This is a genomic window from Labrys sp. HAY1-8F (assembly GCF_056754975.1).
This window is the reverse complement of record NZ_JBPGWZ010000001.1, coordinates 189,381-204,534: the sequence shown is the minus strand read 5'-3', so window position 1 is coordinate 204,534 and position 15,154 is coordinate 189,381. Positions and strand designations below refer to the sequence as shown.

Genomic DNA, 15,154 nt, shown 5'->3' with positions numbered 1-15,154 from the left:
CGTGACACGAGAAAGTTCAAGATTCTATAAGAAAACTTTGGGTTTCGAATGCAGGAATACGCCTGATGGATATGTAATTTACGGCGAGGACGGCGAATATATCCATTTTTTAAATATTTCTGCTGCCATCGTATTTGAACTTTGCGATGGGAAACACAGTGATGATGATATTGTTGAGTACTTTCAAAAATCGTTTGGCCTACAAACCAAGCCGAGCGCAGATATCGAGGCCTGCCTCGTATCGCTAGCTCGTGAAGGTTTAATTATATCCTTTCCTTAAGGGCGGTGTGTTGCAGCCTCATGCGATGTGATTTACGGGTACATGGGCCGTATTTACTCTCATCCAGTGCAGCGCCACTCTGTCGCAACCGAGCGCATATCGGCTTACGTTGCAATATATTGCATCCCTTTAAGCCGCTGCGCCTTCCGATCTAGTATTTTTGAACGAAAGACCAGAGTGAAATTTGGTATAAAATATCGCAAAAACGATCTCTTGTAAGAATTAACAATCGATATGGCAGCATAATATCAATGGAAAAAATCTATATATTGTGCTTATATTCTTCGTCTGAAGAAATAATCACATGTTAACACTTTTTGATAGCCCAATATACGCGCGGGTCGACCGATCGGCTTGATCTTGCAGGTCGGAACGAGCCATGAAGGGGAGTAAGTCGCCAGTCTCCTCTCCGAGACAGGACTTCCAAGGGCTACGCGCATTAGTCGGGCGCGCAAAGATCATCGCAGCATATTTCGTCTATCCTAGCATTGGTGCAAAAACGTGACATCGACCTTCGCAACGGCTACCGCAGAGGACGCAACGAGCCGTCCATCCGTCCTAATATTGACGCCGATCAAGAATGCCCGTGCTCATCTGGATGGGTATGTCAAACGTATTGAGCGATTGGATTGGCCCAAAGACAGTTTATCGATCGGCTTCCTCGAAAGTGATAGCTTGGATGGGACCTGGGAAGCTCTTCTTGGACTTGAATCTGTGTTTCAACTCCGCGCTGCTGCGGTGACGATGGTCAAGCGAGATTTCGGTTTCCGAATTCCGACAGGAGTGCCGAGATGGGCTCCTGAAATCCAGAAATTTAGACGCTGCATCCTGGCACGAGCTCGCAATCAACTGCTCTTTCGTGCAGTCCGCAACGAGGAGTGGGTTTTGTGGCTCGATGCCGACGTCATAGATTTTCCTGAAGATATAATTCAACAATTGTTAGCTACGCAATTTGAGATCGTCCATCCGCATTGCGTGAAGAAGCGAGGGGGTCCGAGTTTCGATTTAAACGCCTGGTGCGACCACGGCACTAAAACGATGGATAGTCTGCGAGACCGGGACGTCGTTCGCCTAGATGCAGTTGGAGGAACGATGCTTCTCGTTAAAGCAGACCTACATCGTGACGGATTGATTTTTCCACCGTTTCCTTACGGTGTCGCCAATCCGAGGATCCGACCCCGCCATCCCTGTTGGGGCCAAGGAGAGATTGAAACTGAGGGCCTGGGGATAATGGCGCTGGACATGAATGCGCAGTGCTGGGGGCTTCCGCAGGTTGAAATCATACATGCAAACGAATAACCGAAGTAGCCGCCACGTCGGGATGTGCCAAATTTGCCGCTAGCAAAGCTGTCGTATTCTCACAAAATTTATGGCTCCCTAAGTCTGCGGGCGCAATACACTGGGTAGTTGGGGCGGACTGAAAATATAAGCGGATGAGAGACTGTGCAACGTATTGATAAAAAAATCGTTTTCATTGGAGGAGTACACAGAAGTGGGACAACTTTGCTTCATAGCATCCTGCGCTCTCATCCGATGATTAGCGGTTTTGAGAGCACCGGCGCATCGCACGATGAAGGGCAACATCTGCAAACTGTATATCCGATTGATCAGGAGCTCGGCGGTGTAGGAAATTTCGGATTTTACACGGGCTCGGCGATGGACGAAAGTCATTCTCTAGCAAATCCGGTTGATGCCGAACGGTTGTGGCAGCAATGGGGAATTCATTGGGATTCATCGAGGCCATTGTTCGTAGAGAAGTCGCCCTCAAATCTGATCCGGACGCGTTATCTGCAATATTGCTTTCCCAATTCGCGGTTCTTGATTATTTTACGCCATCCTATCGCGACTTCATATGCCCTTAGGCAGCGAGGTTGGAACACTAAACCTGTTCCTTGGCTTATCGAACACGCTTTGGTATGCTATGAGCGGTTTCTACGGGATCGATCTCATTTGCGTCATTATTATATTTTGCATTATGAAGATCTGGTTGATAATCCAAAATTACATCTAAACAGAATCTTTTCTTGGTTGGATGTGCCTTCTATTGATCCGAGGCAAAACGTTCATACCGGGATCAATAAACGCTATTTCGACGACTGGAAACGCGATATGTCAGGCTTGTCAATTGGCACCGAGCGGCTTCTAGAAGCGCGCTGCAATGTTTTTGGCTACTCTCTACGAGAACCTGAGTTGCGTCTCCCTTGTTCATTGTAGACTACGAAGGTGACTTAGACGGAACGACATTGGAGTGTAGCGAAGACGGATGATAGTTCCTGCAGATAAGGAGTACCACAACTGTAATTGCTCGATCTAAATGCGACTCGCAGGAATCAATTTCTGCGCAGTTGAATTGACGTATTGGCAAACAGATCCTTTACACATTTACTGAGACGCTGTGACCAGTGCGTCGTATAGTCTGTCAGTAGATCCTCGAAAGTCTTGCGGAACGGCTTCGTTTTCCAGTTGAAAAAGGCGTTATATGCTTGGTCGTCCGACGCCAATTCCAAGAGGTATTTTGCCAGGGACTGCGGGTCAGGATACAAACTGGCATCAATATAACACCGATCTCCCGGAGCAAATTCCTCGATATTAGGTGCGCCGAGATAGACCGGAACGGATCCCGCCCAAAATGGGTCGAAGAATTTTTCGGTGACGTAGTCCTCGGCGCAGGCATTCTCAAATGCAATGGTGAATTTGTAGTCGGCAATCGTCTTCAGTTTGCTCCTACGTCCAAGATCAGGATCAAGGACGCGATTCCGCATAAACCGGCCATAGGAATCAATTGCTAGGTACTGGGCTAAGTCCTGGAGATAGCCAGATCTGCCACTTTGATCGAACCGGCTGGAAATAAAGGAAGCTACGAGCGCGTCTTTTTTTTTGTAATGCGACGGCGGCCGACGAAAGCTTTCATACATGGCGGCGATGTCACCATGAGGGTTCGCGTAATTCAACGTGACGTCTGCGGTTCGTCGATAAGTCATCGTGAGATCGAAGGCCGCCATGAAATTGGGGTCGGACATGAATGGATAGTGTTGCTCGCACTCCATGGACCAAGCGACCCAAAGCTGTCTTGGGCGCTTTTCTGGCGGCGTTTCGCCCGCCCCGGCGGTCGGCGTCCGCTTGAACCGCCATTCGGGCAGATGGAAGACGACGGCATCGGCAGCGCTAAAAAGGCTACGATCCGTCGAGAACTCGATTCCCTCAACAGGCCCGGGCAAATCGAGCGGCGCTCCCCAGAGGGTATCATAGAATAGGATCAGCACGCAGGGAAAAGTCCATTTTCTCGAGCCAGTCACTTAAGTTACGAAATTATATTTGTTTGTCCAATGTCTCTTTTATATTACGTTACGTAATTATCGCGCTCCTTTGTGAGGAGGCAATCATTGCGATTGATCGATTGGGGCCGCGGCGATCAAGCCGCGTTTATCCAAAGAAGGGAAGGTGGGGGGCACGTCACAAACGCTTTGGCGATTGGCGCGAAATGGCAAGACCGGCGACCGGCCAATGCCCGTAATGCCCCGGACAAGGTCCATCTGTCGGTCCGAAACGATCGGCCGGGCGCGGGTGTCAGCTTGCGCTAACGATCCGCCTCCCGGGGACGTCGGCCATGCCCCCCTCGTGCAACGGCCCCTGCTCGCGGGAGCGTGTCGGCGACGGTGAAATGCCAAGGGAAAACAGTGCGCAATCTCGCCATCGGGTTGATTTCGGCATCATTGCTAACGCCAGCTAGGGCTTCCGATTTCTGCCAGCCTTCCCCGCCGCACCAGCCCCCTCATCGCGTCCGGCCCAAACTTCTTCGTCACGAGCTATATCTGGACGACCGCGATCAACGGAAAGAGCGCAACCTTCCCGCCGCCGCCATCAACTTGAGCGTCCGCGGCGTGCTTAAAGAGCTCAACGGCGCGATGATGGCCTCCCTGGAGATGCATGTCGGCCGCTGGGGCTTTCTGGTCGACGGGCGGTTTTTCCAGGTTACCTCAACGAGCACGCTGCCAGGTCCCTTCTTTTCCTCGGTGAAGCTGCGTTCCCAGACCACGACCGTTCAGGGCTTGGTGCTTCATAGCGTCTAAGATCATCGGCTTGTGCACGAGAGAAATTATGGCTGCTGATTCCAAGATGGACGAGATCGAGGCTGCATCGGCAATACTCGGTCATTTCACCGCCCTCATTGAAAACGGACTGGCGGCAAGGTTCTCGGGGTGGCTCTCGGCCCCAGGCGGGTGGCGTGATTTCCTGCAAGGACTTGAAGTCGCGGGTTACAGTCCCGCGCTGCTGGCTGTCGGCGTGGTGGCAACCTGCTTGGCTGCCGTTCTTGCGACGACTGCGATTGCCAGGCTGATCGTCGGCAAGCGGAAGGCCGGGCCAGTGCTGCGTGCAGTCGCTTTGCTCGCTGCCGGCATGATCGTGATGCTGACGTTCTGGGCCGTGCTGCTGAGTTTCGTCACCGAGCCGGTGCTCCGCGGCGCTTTACTGAATTGCACCGCGATCGCAGCGTTGGCGACCACGATCTGTTTGCCGTTGATGGCCGGGCGCAAGTCGGTTGGCTGGCCCTGGCGCCGTGACGTCGCGATCTCGATCGGTATCGCGGCCGCCGGCTTGGTGGTGTTGGCGTGTCTGCGTGCATGGAGTGCCGCCGATCCACTGCGAGACCTGTTTGCCACCTTCGCCGTGTCGTTGCCGTTCACCCTGATGGTCGCGGCGACCTATGTTCGCCATCGCGCATTGGTGGTGAGAGCTCTATCTTTCGGCAGCACAACAGGATCGCTGCGCCGGAAGCTCGCCGCGAGTTGGCCCTGGCTCGTGGTGGCGCTCGTCGTGCTCGCCTTTGTCTTCATCCAACTGGCCATGACACTCGGAAGGCCAATGCGGGGCGGGCCATTGGTGCTTTCGCTTCTTCTCGTACTCGCTGGTCCACATCTCGACATTGCCATGGAACGGCGCGGCTGGCGCGCGGCCCGATCGCAGGGAGGCGAACTGAGAGGCGTGCTGTGGCGCACGTTCCGCATCGTGGTCGCCGCATCGATTCTCGCAATCCTGGCGACGCTCTGGCTCCTGCCCATTCTGGATGTCGCCGGCGTTTCTCGAGGCACTGTCTTGCTGAAGGCCGCCGAAATGCTGATGCTCGTACTGGTCATCGCCTTCTGCTGGAACTGGGTGGCCATCATGGCCGCAGGCATCAGGCCTCACGCGCCCGGCCAGCCGCAGGCCGGTACAGCGGTGATCGGCACGCGGCTGACCACCGTCGGGCCTGTGCTCGCGGGCCTCGCCAAGGCCGCACTTCTGACGCTAGGTGCCCTGACGATCCTGGTCATGCTGGGCATCAACGTCTGGCCGCTCATCACGGGCCTGTCGATTTTCGGTCTGGCGGTCGGCCTTGGTTCGCAAACTTTGGTCAAGGATGTGGTGGCGGGTCTCTTCTTCGTTGTCGACGATGCCTTCCGCCACGGCGAATATATCGAGACCTCCGGAGCCAAGGGCACCGTCGAGAGAATTTCGTTGCGATCGGTTTCTCTGAGGCACCCGCGCGGTCCTGTTGCGACAATTCCCTTTGGGCAGATCGGAAAGATTCAGAACTTCAGCCGCGAATGGGTCATTGAGAAGATGCTTTTCCGGGTCGCCTTGGACACCGACGTCGAACTCGTGCGCAAACTGTTCAAGGAGATCGGGCAGGAGATCGCCGCGGACCCGGCACTGAACGCCGACCTCATCGAGCCGTTCAAGAGCCAGGGCATTGGCGCTCTCGAAGAAGGGACGTTGGTGATCCGCGCCAAGTACAAGGCGAGAGCCGGGCATCAATTCCAGATCCGCAAGGCAATCCTTTCGAAGGTGCGGGCAAGGCTTCAGGAGAATAACATCAAGCTGGTGCCGAAGCCGCTTCAAGTGCCGCAGATGGGCGGATGAGCCTGGGTGTGTTGCAAAGGTTCTGTCAGAGCAAATTGTCAAGGCCGGCCTGGGGGGTAGAGAAGAGCGAGGGTGGCGCGCCCCAAACCCAATCCTTTTCGCTATTCCAACTCGTCGCCAGAGGTGATCCGCCTGGCAGTGATGATATATGTGCGTTACCCCTTGTCATTGCGGAAAGTGGAGGACCTGCTGGATGAGCGCGGCATCGACATTTGCCATGAGACGGTGGGATTTTGATGGAACCGCTTTGGCCCGCTGTTTGCGGGCGATATCCGCAAGAGGCGGCTAAGGGCTCGAGATTTCAGCCGATGGCGCTGGCACCTCGACGAGGTTTTCGTGAAGGTCAACGGCGAGCTCCATTATCTTTGGCGGGCCGTCGACCATGAGGGAGAGGCGCTGGAGTTCTTCGTGAGCAAAACGCGAGACAAGGCTGGCGCCTTAAGATTCCTCAAGAAAGCCGTGAGGCGCTACGACCGTCCTGAGATTATCGTCACCGACGGGTTGCGCTCCTATAGCGCGGCCATCAGGGAAATCGGGAACCTCAAACGCCGAGAAGTCGGCCAATGGAAGAACAACCGGGCGGAGAATTCACCCCAACCGTTTCGACGACGAGAAGCGGCGATGCTCAAATTCCGAAGGACGAAGACGCTCCGGAAATTCGTCGCCGTCCACAGCCGAATCTACAATCACTTTAATTCGGAGCGCCACCTCGTCAGCCGAGAAATCGATGAGCAGAGACGCTCAGCGCCTTGGCCGAGTGGCGGGCCATCGCGGCCTAAACCGAGCTCCGGTAGGCCCTCATACAGCTGGCCGAGACAAGTTAGTGTTAGTCTGACAACACCATTGGCGCCAATGAGATCCTGCGCCAGACCGGAAAATCGAAGACCTGCGCCTGCCGAATGGCGAGGGCCACAATCGATTTTCCAAACAGCCTCTGTCTCCGAACATAAACATCAAACACGCAACTAGTAAAGTACGCACTCATGCACATACCTAATTCCCTGATTAATACTCAAGATAATGGCATTTCTTTTGATTTGAAAGCAATAGCGGTTCTTGTGTTTACATTCATCTTTTTCATAATATTCCTGACGTGAACTTTAATTGTTGCTTCCGCTATATTTAAATCTCGAGCTATCGCTGCGTTAGATTTACCGCGACTAATACCTCCAATAACCTCGAATTCTCTCCGAGAAAGTCGAAAACAGCTTCTCGATTGTGTACGGACCAGAGCGGGCCTGCACGTCGATTTATCCATAAGAAATGAGGAAAAAGGCAAAAACACGCCCCCGGCCACTGCCAATCGTATTGCTTTAATTGCAATCTCAAGGGTTTGGTCACTAGGAATATAGGCCTTTACTCCAAGGTTTATCGCTTCAAATATTCTAGAAGAACTACCATTATCAGAGATAATAATAATATCTGCTACCAACTTACGTGCAATTATTTCACGAAGGTCGTCAAAATTTATACTATTTCCAATTTCGAATATAACCAGCAATGGAAGACGGCCGTGCCAATCCCTAACAGCGCACCACCCGAGCAGGTCGGAGAAAGTCAGGACTGGAACATCAGAAAACTCAGTAGCGAGAACTCGGCCAACACAGTCGCGCCAAAGGGCCAGTGGACACACGACAACAATTGTATCGATAGCAGACATCCCCATGCCCTCATTAGATTAGACTACCCTTTATACGACCGCCGATCTCTTTAGATATATTTTCATACACGAGATCAACAACCAATGCGTTGACTATAAGAGAAAATCACTAAATATTTTTACAAATTTAATATTAATGGAAATAGAATTCTATTACGTTTACATAATTTTTTATTGATCTTTTGTATAAATCTGGATATTTATTCAAACTGATAAAGCAAACTACTAATATTGGTGAATATTTATTTAGTATATGCTCATCTCGCATTGCTCTTGCAACGCCGCCATGCTTAAACCAAGAAATCCGCTCCGTGATATTTTTAATGCCGTTTTGCTGAGACCATTTATCAGTTATTTTTCCGACACGATCCTCTTTGCCTCGCACCAGACGAAATATGCCAAACTTGTATTTTATTTCGTCCATTATCCTGAATATACGCGCTTCATCATAAAAAAAAGCGCTCCCACAGAGCGCTACATTCTGTATATCTTGCGCATCAGCATGATAAGGTGGCAGGAAATTATCATCGTTCTGCGTAGATACAAGCAACGTATGAGACATGTTATTCAGAACCTATTTCCACCTATACCAAAACATTCTGTATCTACATTTAATTTTTAGGTAATAATTGAATTTTCGTCTTATTATCAAGACATCCGCTAAAATTTATCCATATCATTGCAACCATCGCAACACATTAAAATTCGAGCCACGGATACAAGCCGGCTTCTGCTGTAGACCAATTTATTGCGCAAGAATTGCTCTTGTAGGCCGATATATACTAAATCATAATTTACATTGTTGTTATTCACAATCTCATAAACTGGCAGATTCAGACACTCCTTGTCTTGGAGGCATATCCCAAAGCGCCCCATGTCCAACTCGCTTCCATAAAAGCCTATTCGTTCTTTGAACGGAAAGGCACGCATCCTCTATTCAGCAAACGTAAAGCCCAGTCCGCGGATGGCATGCAAAGGTAGAAGCATGCCGGATTTTTTTGCCCTCCGGCGCAGGCGACTGACGATGGTATCAAGGTGGGCATAGTTGAAGTCATAGACGTCCGCTCCCATGGCTTCGACGAGTACGCTCCTCTCGACAGTGTTGCCGCGCTCCCTGAACAGGCATCCCAGGAGGCGCTGCTCGGAGACGGTCAGGCGCAGGCGGTGGCCCAGCCCGTCAACGAGTGTCCACCCCCCTTCCACCAGGGCCCATTGCGGGACCTGAGGAGACGCCGGCAGCTTGCGATCCCTGTTAATGCGATTGTGGAGCGCCACCACGGTGGCGGCCAGTTCCCGAACGTCGATCGGCTTGACGAGATAGGCATCCGCGCCCTTCTCAAGGCCGGCAACGCGGTCGTCGATAGACCCCCGCGCCGTGGCGATGATGATGCCGATCGGTTGCGATGCTCGCAAATGCGCCGCTACGGACAGGCCGTCTTCATCGCCCAGGTTGAGGTCAAGGATCACGATCTCGGATGGCAGGGCAGCATAGGCCCGGTACAGGCCCGCAGCGCTGCCAAACCCATGTACGTTCAAGCCCAATCTGGACAGGCCAGACACCATTTCATCGCGAAAATCCTCATCGTCGTCAACAAGATAAACGAGTGGAGTGATCGCGACGTCACCCTGTTTAACCTCTCTTGCGATCATCGAATTCCTTTCCAAGCGGAAACTTCACAGTTCCCCTATAGTATATATTCCACCTATCGCCCATGTAGACTATTAGATGATTCGCCCATTATTCATTTTTGCTTCGTTTAAACGGGATATTTCTGAAGGTAATAGTGGTACTTTCAGCGCTAAAATGGCATTGATGCTGGAATTAATGACGCTAGTGCGCAGGCAGAAATCCAAGCAAGCAATTTTCACTGATACAAAGTCACCGCCACTATTAGGACAAGAAGCTGCGAGTTCGCGCTTCCAGCCGGATCGATTACCACCCTCTCGGGCGCAGCAACCGCTTAATCACGGCCACGCCAAACGCGACACGTAGAGCAGCCGCTAGGCAACCAAACGAATACGCTACGGCACCGGCGATGTCTGACGTGACCTCGAGCGCACAACAGCAACATCTTCACAATATTCTAAAGAAGATTGGTAATTCATGACAGTTATTCTAAATTTAAAGTTGTGCTTTGAATTTATTCTAGGATTTTTATACATGTATATTGACCCAAAAAACACGTGATTCCGAACGTCCGATGGACACTATAGATTATATTCCACCGAAATTCTTCACAATATCACTAAATGGCACATTCTGACATATAGTGTATCTTAATTACACAATTCGAACGTGCATTCGACCACTAGAGATACACCCAGGGTACTTTGTTCAAATCCCCTCCGTGATGACTAAGGAAGCTCATCGATGATGATCAGCTTCCTGCCACAGCCATAGAGTTGGTTTATTTTTGCGTTGAACGGTGAAACCGCGCGCGGGCATGTAGTGACGAAAGCCGGAAAGCCGAGGCACCGCAGCAACAGGTGCGGAGTGGGCGCCAACTATCGGATCGCAAAAGCACTTGAAATCCAACTTCTAATAATAATTTTGATTCTGCGGCTTTACTTTCAATTTTATATAGAATATTTTTCTAGATACCTTACGTCCACCTCGAAAAAAGAACGAAGCTATTTTGGAAGCGAGAAAATATGATGGTTTTTTTGATGCGTCTTCTCGTTTCGGCTGCTGCTGGCGCTGTATTGGTGAGCTGCGCTCCCAATATGACCACAACGGCTTCGCAATCAGCGTCCGGACAGTTGATAGCGGGCGGGTTGTCCCAACGCGATGCCCGTTTCCTGGCTTTGCTGCCTAATGTAAGAACAAACCCGGCTTACGCACGAACGGTCGTTGACAGTCCAACCAAGGCACCACCGGGCACAATCGTCATCGATGCACAAAGGCACCTTCTGTATTTAACCCTCTCCAACGGCAAGGCAATTCGTTATGTTGTGTCGACCGGGCGTAACGGATTTGCCTGGAGGGGAGCGGTCTATGTCAATCATCAGGCCGAATGGCCGGATTGGAACCCACCAAGTGACATGCGTGGCAGGGATCCTCGCGTGAAGAAAACCGTTGGTGGGCCCGAAAATCCCCTTGGCGCCCGGGCGCTCTATCTCTACGCCAATGGAGCCGACACTCTTTATCGCATACACGGCACCAATGATCCCTTCAGTATCGGCATGCCGGTTTCTTCGGGATGCATTCGCATGAGCAATGCCGACATCATCGATCTTGCAAGCCGCGTTCCCAATGGAACGCGTGTCATGGTGTATTGAGTGGCATAGCGAAGTTATATTTCCGCTTGGACATTTGGTTGCCGCATCTCATACGGCAAGAATCGCGCCTGATACCAAGTCGCGAAGATGCTGACGCATGCGAGCCTTGAGCACCTCGCGATTTTCGATACCAAATCAATGATTTGGCGAAAACCGCGAGACGGAACCGAGAGTCATTTTCAATGGCTCTCGGTATGAATGAACATCGGTGGACTATGTAAAACGTTCATCTTTCAAGTTTTGCGAGCTTACTTCTTGGATCTGGGTGCCTTCCCAGCCCTGCCTGTTTTAGAACCATTCCCGGAAGGAGCCTTTTTGCTGCGTGGCGGCTTCGCCGGTTCTTCCAATCGAGCATGCGAAGGCTCGGCAATCTTTGGCAGTTGCGTTGGCTCGTGCGGAGGCGTTCCGAAGATGGACTGGAAACTTGGGAAGGCCTGGCGCATCACGATAGCCGGGACGGGTTTCTCTCTCTCCAATGCCGGCGTCACCTGGGCAGGCATCTCCGCGATCTCGCTCCTTTCGAGCTTGTCGGCAGAAGCCGGCGGCTTGAGACTGCGTTTGATGCGGTGATCCTGGTCGGCAACCGTCCGTCCGCTCGGGGACTTACCGATGAGATAGTTCTTCTGCCATTTCTGCTCCAAGGTTATCGGATCCCCCTGGGCAAGGCCGATGTTGAACTTGGTGCGCTCGCTTAGCCAGATGTTGTACTCCCTTTCGAGCTTGGGGTCGTCCGCTAGCGGGCGAATTACCGGCTGAACACTTTCGATCGGCAGGCTCGGCACCAGCGTAATAAAGCAGAACGGCTCGTCCTTGGCGAAATAGACCGTGCCCGGTTCCGTGAATTTCCAGTTCATCGTGAAGGTGAAGGGTACCCAGCTGGTTTCCACCAAGCCGTCGAGCGCTTGGATGCCATGTTTGAGGCGATTAGGCGCACCACGCGCCCACGTCATCCATCCTGGCGCGGTGCGGAAAAGATAGCCCGGGTGAAATGTGATAATGCCATGACCAAAACCGAGGGACACGTGGTGCATGGGCGCCCGAGGATCGTCCGGACGCAGGATCACCTCGTCCTTGCCGTTCAGTCCCGTCCAGCTTGCCCAGAATCCGGTCGGATTCAAAAGCTCCCAGCCGGTGGTGTTGGCCATGGTCAAGGGCGTGCAACGATAGGCAAAACGCTGATTGGTGAAATCCATCCAGTCGCGCTCGGCGGTGCCCGGCACAAGACGAGGCGGATCTGATATCACGGAGAAGCACTGCAGTTGCGGTGCGCTGATCGCCAGTTCACTCATGCGGCGCTCTCACTTCGAGCCATGGTTCACGGGGCAGCCGAAGACGGGCTGGTTGAGCCCCCGCTTGACGCGATGATCGGCATCGGCTGCGCTTTTTCCCGACGGGGACTTGCCGGTCAAATAGTTCTTCTGCCATTTCTGCTCGCGCGCGAAGGGGTCTCCGGCGTCTCTCGCCGCGCTGAATTTGCTGCGCTCGCTCGCCCAAACGAGATATTCCCTGTGCAAACCGGGCTCTTCTTCAAGCGGGCGGATGACCGGCTGGACATCCTCGATCGTCACGGCGGGCATCAGTGTAATGAAGCAGAAGGGCTCGTCCTTCTCGAAATGCACCGTGCAGGGCCGCGTGAATCGCCAATTCATGGTGAAGGTGAAGGGCAGCCAATTCGTTTCCACCACCCCATCGAGCGGGTGGATGCCGTCCTTGAAACGATTGGGTGAGCCGCGAGCCCAGACGACCCAACCCGGATCGGTGCGGAAAAGATAGCCGGGGTGAAAACTCATGATTCCGTGGCCGAAGAAGAAGGCAGCCTGATTCAACTTCTCGCCGGCGACATGCGGGCGTAGAATGATGTCGTTGCGGCCATCCCCGCCGGTCCAGGTCGCCGAGAAACCCGTCGGATTCAGCAGTTCCCAGCCGGTCGCATTGGCGATCGTCAAGGGCGTGCAGCGATAGGCATAGTGATCGCTTGTCCGATCCATCCACTCGCGCTCGCTGCCGGCGGCGACCAGCCGCGCAGGATTGGGATGGATGGAAAAGACTTCGAGCTTCGGCGCCTGCATGGTGAAGATTCCGGTTGAATGTGTCGTCTGGCTCGAAAAATCCGGATCGGGTCGAGAACTGGAACGGGCATCCATAGCCTCGGAGCACCCGACAATCATGCTGGCCGCGCCTTCCGGACACCATTCAACGAGAAGCAAGCCTTTACGCCGGACAAGTGGCTCGCGGCTATCGACCTTCCGGCCCGTTCAAGGTCTCATGTCTAAAGCACATTCGATCTTGAGCATCAACTTCGGACACCGTCCGGCAAGTTCAACGCCGCCACGCTAGCGCAAGGGATATCCGAAATCGAGAGTCTGGCAAGACGCATGAGCCCCATACCCGGCCATTCTTTCAATCCACTTCCACACGAACAGAATTGCCCAAGACCAGCCTGTCTTGGAATTCCTTCGGCTTTGCACGAGCCTCCCGCTCGAAAGGATCTCCAGAACAGCGCCTGCCGTCCTGGAGATCCGTCCGATCACGGTCGGCCCCGCTCGTGAGCCGTCGATGGTTGGATACTGATCGAACTTCGTGGATCAGCCAATCTTATACACCGGAGGGGCCGGGAGGACCAACTGGACCAACTGGACCGGCTGGACCGGTTGGACCTTCTGGACCTTCTGGACCGGTAGCACCGTCAGAACCGCTAGGACCGGCAGGACCGGCAGGACCGGTAGGACCTTCTGGACCCGCAGGACCGGGAGGGCCTGCCTCACCGGGCGAGCCAGGCGTACCCGGCGGCCCTGCCTCACCAGGCGTACCAGGCTCACCAGGCGTACCAGGCGTACCAGGCGTACCAGGCGCACCCGGCGGGCCGACGACCACAATCGGAGGCGGCCGCTTGGTTGCTCTTGGCATCTCGGCGGCATCGCGGCCGATATAACTCGGCAGATAGTCCTCGCGGTCACGCTGCTTGAGGGTGCGTTCGGTCGGCGCATCCGGTGCCGTGAAGACCCCGCCGCGCTTCTCGCCGAAACCGTCGCCATAGGAGACTGCCGGCGTGCTGGTGTTGCTGCCCGTGCCCAGGAAGAAGCGGAGACCGGCCTGGAAGGTCAGGTCGTTGCCCTTCTTGCTGCCGAAGGAGCTGTCGAAACCGCTGCCCTTCTTGCCATAGGCCACATCCGCGAAGATGGAAGCGGCGGTATTGGTATTGAAGTTCGTGAGATATTCGGCGCCGCCGACGATCTGATTGCGGCCGCCGGTGTAGCGATGACCGACGTTCAGCTTGAGATTATCCGTCGCATACCAGGCGACGCGAACATCATCGAAGAACCGCATCTTGCTGTTGAGATTCTCGTATTCGAGGCCGGCCACGCCCTGCAGGGTGAAGGGGCCCCAGTAGAGCTGGCCCTCGAGGCCGCCCTTGGCATTCTGGTAGCCATAGACCGAATTGCCTTGGCGCGACGCGAAATAGCCGGTGCCATAAAGGAAGCTGCCATATCCGCCGATCGCACCGATGGTGGGATCGCGCCAGAACACATGACCGGCGCCGCCATAGAAGCCGGTATTGCTCGCCACCCCGCCGACGAAGTCAGCCTGCGCACCGAACGACTGCCCGAGCGGCACCGCCAGCGAACCACCGGCATAGCCATAGCCCGAGCCGCCAAAGCCGCTACCGCCTCCCAGTTCCAGCTTGCCGTTGACCGCGGCCACAGCCTGCGTGCCGGGCGGTGCCTGCAGGGATGCGACCACGGGCGTGGCAACCGGGGCCATTTCGACATAGTCGCGCCCCGCTCCGGCCGGCGCCCCATGAGCCGTTTTCCGCCCAAGCCGCTTCAATTCCGCCTTCGCCTTGGAAGCTTCGGAAGTCGCGACCTTCAACTGGCTTTCCAGCGCCTTCTGGCGATTCTGGAGGTCCACGATCATTTTGAAGAGTTGCTCGTTGGTCGCGGATTGCGCCCAACCCGTGGCAGGCGCCCAGAAGCACGCTATCGCCAGGACAGAACAACTTAGACTAAACTTTCCATGTGCGGCCATGATTGACC

14 protein-coding genes are annotated in these 15,154 nt (G+C 54.0%); 7 read left to right on the top strand and 7 right to left on the bottom strand.

Annotation, left to right across the window (positions count from 1 at the left end):
• Position 1: 1 nt before the first annotated feature.
• The 3 genes from ACR9ZN_RS00935 to ACR9ZN_RS00925 all read left to right on the top strand — a co-directional run bounded on the left by ACR9ZN_RS00935 (position 2) and on the right by ACR9ZN_RS00925 (position 2,494).
• Entirely contained in the window at positions 2 to 280 is a 279-nt protein-coding gene (locus ACR9ZN_RS00935) for a PqqD family protein (protein ID WP_481271063.1), read from the top strand.
• Between the two features lie 501 nt (positions 281 to 781).
• Positions 782 to 1,579 (top strand): glycosyltransferase family protein, encoded by a 798-nt coding sequence (locus ACR9ZN_RS00930; protein WP_481271062.1) that lies wholly within the window; start codon positions 782 to 784, stop codon positions 1,577 to 1,579.
• Positions 1,580 to 1,723: 144 nt separating this feature from the next.
• Entirely contained in the window at positions 1,724 to 2,494 is a 771-nt protein-coding gene (locus ACR9ZN_RS00925) for a sulfotransferase family protein (RefSeq protein ID WP_481271061.1), read from the top strand.
• 116 nt (positions 2,495 to 2,610) lie between these two features.
• On the opposite strand, the gene ACR9ZN_RS00920 is transcribed toward ACR9ZN_RS00925, so the two are convergent.
• Entirely contained in the window at positions 2,611 to 3,543 is a 933-nt protein-coding gene (locus ACR9ZN_RS00920; protein ID WP_481271060.1) for a glycosyltransferase family 10 domain-containing protein, read from the bottom strand.
• Positions 3,544 to 3,957: 414 nt separating this feature from the next.
• Between ACR9ZN_RS00920 and ACR9ZN_RS00915 the strand changes: the two genes are divergently transcribed.
• The 3 genes from ACR9ZN_RS00915 (at position 3,958) to ACR9ZN_RS00905 (ending at position 7,150) form a co-directional block, all read left to right on the top strand.
• On the top strand, positions 3,958 to 4,350 hold the full coding sequence (locus ACR9ZN_RS00915) for a hypothetical protein (RefSeq protein WP_481271059.1): 393 nt from the start codon (positions 3,958 to 3,960) through the stop codon (positions 4,348 to 4,350).
• A gap of 46 nt (positions 4,351 to 4,396) precedes the next feature.
• Positions 4,397 to 6,181, top strand: coding sequence for a mechanosensitive ion channel family protein (locus ACR9ZN_RS00910; protein ID WP_481271058.1), 1,785 nt, complete (start codon positions 4,397 to 4,399; stop codon positions 6,179 to 6,181).
• 255 nt (positions 6,182 to 6,436) lie between these two features.
• Entirely contained in the window at positions 6,437 to 7,150 is a 714-nt protein-coding gene (locus ACR9ZN_RS00905) for an IS6 family transposase (protein WP_481271926.1), read from the top strand.
• Between the two features lie 43 nt (positions 7,151 to 7,193).
• Here the strand turns inward: ACR9ZN_RS00905 and ACR9ZN_RS00900 are convergent, their stop codons facing one another.
• The 3 genes from ACR9ZN_RS00900 to ACR9ZN_RS00890 all read right to left on the bottom strand — a co-directional run bounded on the left by ACR9ZN_RS00900 (position 7,194) and on the right by ACR9ZN_RS00890 (position 9,491).
• Positions 7,194 to 7,841 (bottom strand): LuxR C-terminal-related transcriptional regulator, encoded by a 648-nt coding sequence (locus tag ACR9ZN_RS00900; RefSeq protein WP_434961261.1) that lies wholly within the window; start codon positions 7,839 to 7,841, stop codon positions 7,194 to 7,196.
• Positions 7,842 to 7,974: 133 nt separating this feature from the next.
• Positions 7,975 to 8,403 carry an SLOG family protein gene (locus ACR9ZN_RS00895; protein WP_481271057.1) on the bottom strand — a complete coding sequence of 143 codons (429 nt, stop codon included), beginning with the start codon at positions 8,401 to 8,403 and terminating at the stop codon, positions 7,975 to 7,977.
• Between the two features lie 371 nt (positions 8,404 to 8,774).
• On the bottom strand, positions 8,775 to 9,491 hold the full coding sequence (locus ACR9ZN_RS00890) for a response regulator transcription factor (protein WP_481271056.1): 717 nt from the start codon (positions 9,489 to 9,491) through the stop codon (positions 8,775 to 8,777).
• 1,002 nt (positions 9,492 to 10,493) lie between these two features.
• Here ACR9ZN_RS00890 and ACR9ZN_RS00885 point away from each other — a divergent pair.
• Positions 10,494 to 11,120: a L,D-transpeptidase gene (locus ACR9ZN_RS00885; RefSeq protein WP_434961264.1), complete on the top strand. Its 627-nt coding sequence runs from the start codon at positions 10,494 to 10,496 to the stop codon at positions 11,118 to 11,120.
• 248 nt (positions 11,121 to 11,368) lie between these two features.
• Here the strand turns inward: ACR9ZN_RS00885 and ACR9ZN_RS00880 are convergent, their stop codons facing one another.
• The 3 genes from ACR9ZN_RS00880 to ACR9ZN_RS00870 form a co-directional block, all read right to left on the bottom strand.
• Entirely contained in the window at positions 11,369 to 12,409 is a 1,041-nt protein-coding gene (locus tag ACR9ZN_RS00880) for a DUF6065 family protein (RefSeq protein ID WP_481271055.1), read from the bottom strand.
• A 9-nt stretch (positions 12,410 to 12,418) separates the two neighbouring features.
• The gene (locus ACR9ZN_RS00875) at positions 12,419 to 13,189 is read right to left on the bottom strand and encodes a DUF6065 family protein (protein ID WP_454818607.1); all 771 of its coding nucleotides are present in this window, start codon (positions 13,187 to 13,189) and stop codon (positions 12,419 to 12,421) included.
• A gap of 526 nt (positions 13,190 to 13,715) precedes the next feature.
• Positions 13,716 to 15,035, bottom strand: coding sequence for a hypothetical protein (locus ACR9ZN_RS00870; protein WP_481271053.1), 1,320 nt, complete (start codon positions 15,033 to 15,035; stop codon positions 13,716 to 13,718).
• Between the last annotated feature and the right edge of the window lie 119 nt (positions 15,036 to 15,154).

Excerpts from the sequence above, each read along its gene's own strand:
- ACR9ZN_RS00910 (WP_481271058.1), top strand. The coding sequence starts at position 4,397 with ATGGACGAGATCGAGGCTGCATCGGCAATACTCGGTCATTTCACCGCC.
- ACR9ZN_RS00900 (WP_434961261.1), bottom strand. The coding sequence starts at position 7,841 with ATGTCTGCTATCGATACAATTGTTGTCGTGTGTCCACTGGCCCTTTGG.
- ACR9ZN_RS00895 (WP_481271057.1), bottom strand. The coding sequence starts at position 8,403 with ATGTCTCATACGTTGCTTGTATCTACGCAGAACGATGATAATTTCCTG.
- ACR9ZN_RS00890 (WP_481271056.1), bottom strand. The coding sequence starts at position 9,491 with ATGATCGCAAGAGAGGTTAAACAGGGTGACGTCGCGATCACTCCACTC.
- ACR9ZN_RS00885 (WP_434961264.1), top strand. The coding sequence starts at position 10,494 with ATGATGGTTTTTTTGATGCGTCTTCTCGTTTCGGCTGCTGCTGGCGCT.
- ACR9ZN_RS00880 (WP_481271055.1), bottom strand. The coding sequence starts at position 12,409 with ATGAGTGAACTGGCGATCAGCGCACCGCAACTGCAGTGCTTCTCCGTG.
- ACR9ZN_RS00875 (WP_454818607.1), bottom strand. The coding sequence starts at position 13,189 with ATGCAGGCGCCGAAGCTCGAAGTCTTTTCCATCCATCCCAATCCTGCG.
- ACR9ZN_RS00870 (WP_481271053.1), bottom strand. The coding sequence starts at position 15,035 with ATGATCGTGGACCTCCAGAATCGCCAGAAGGCGCTGGAAAGCCAGTTG.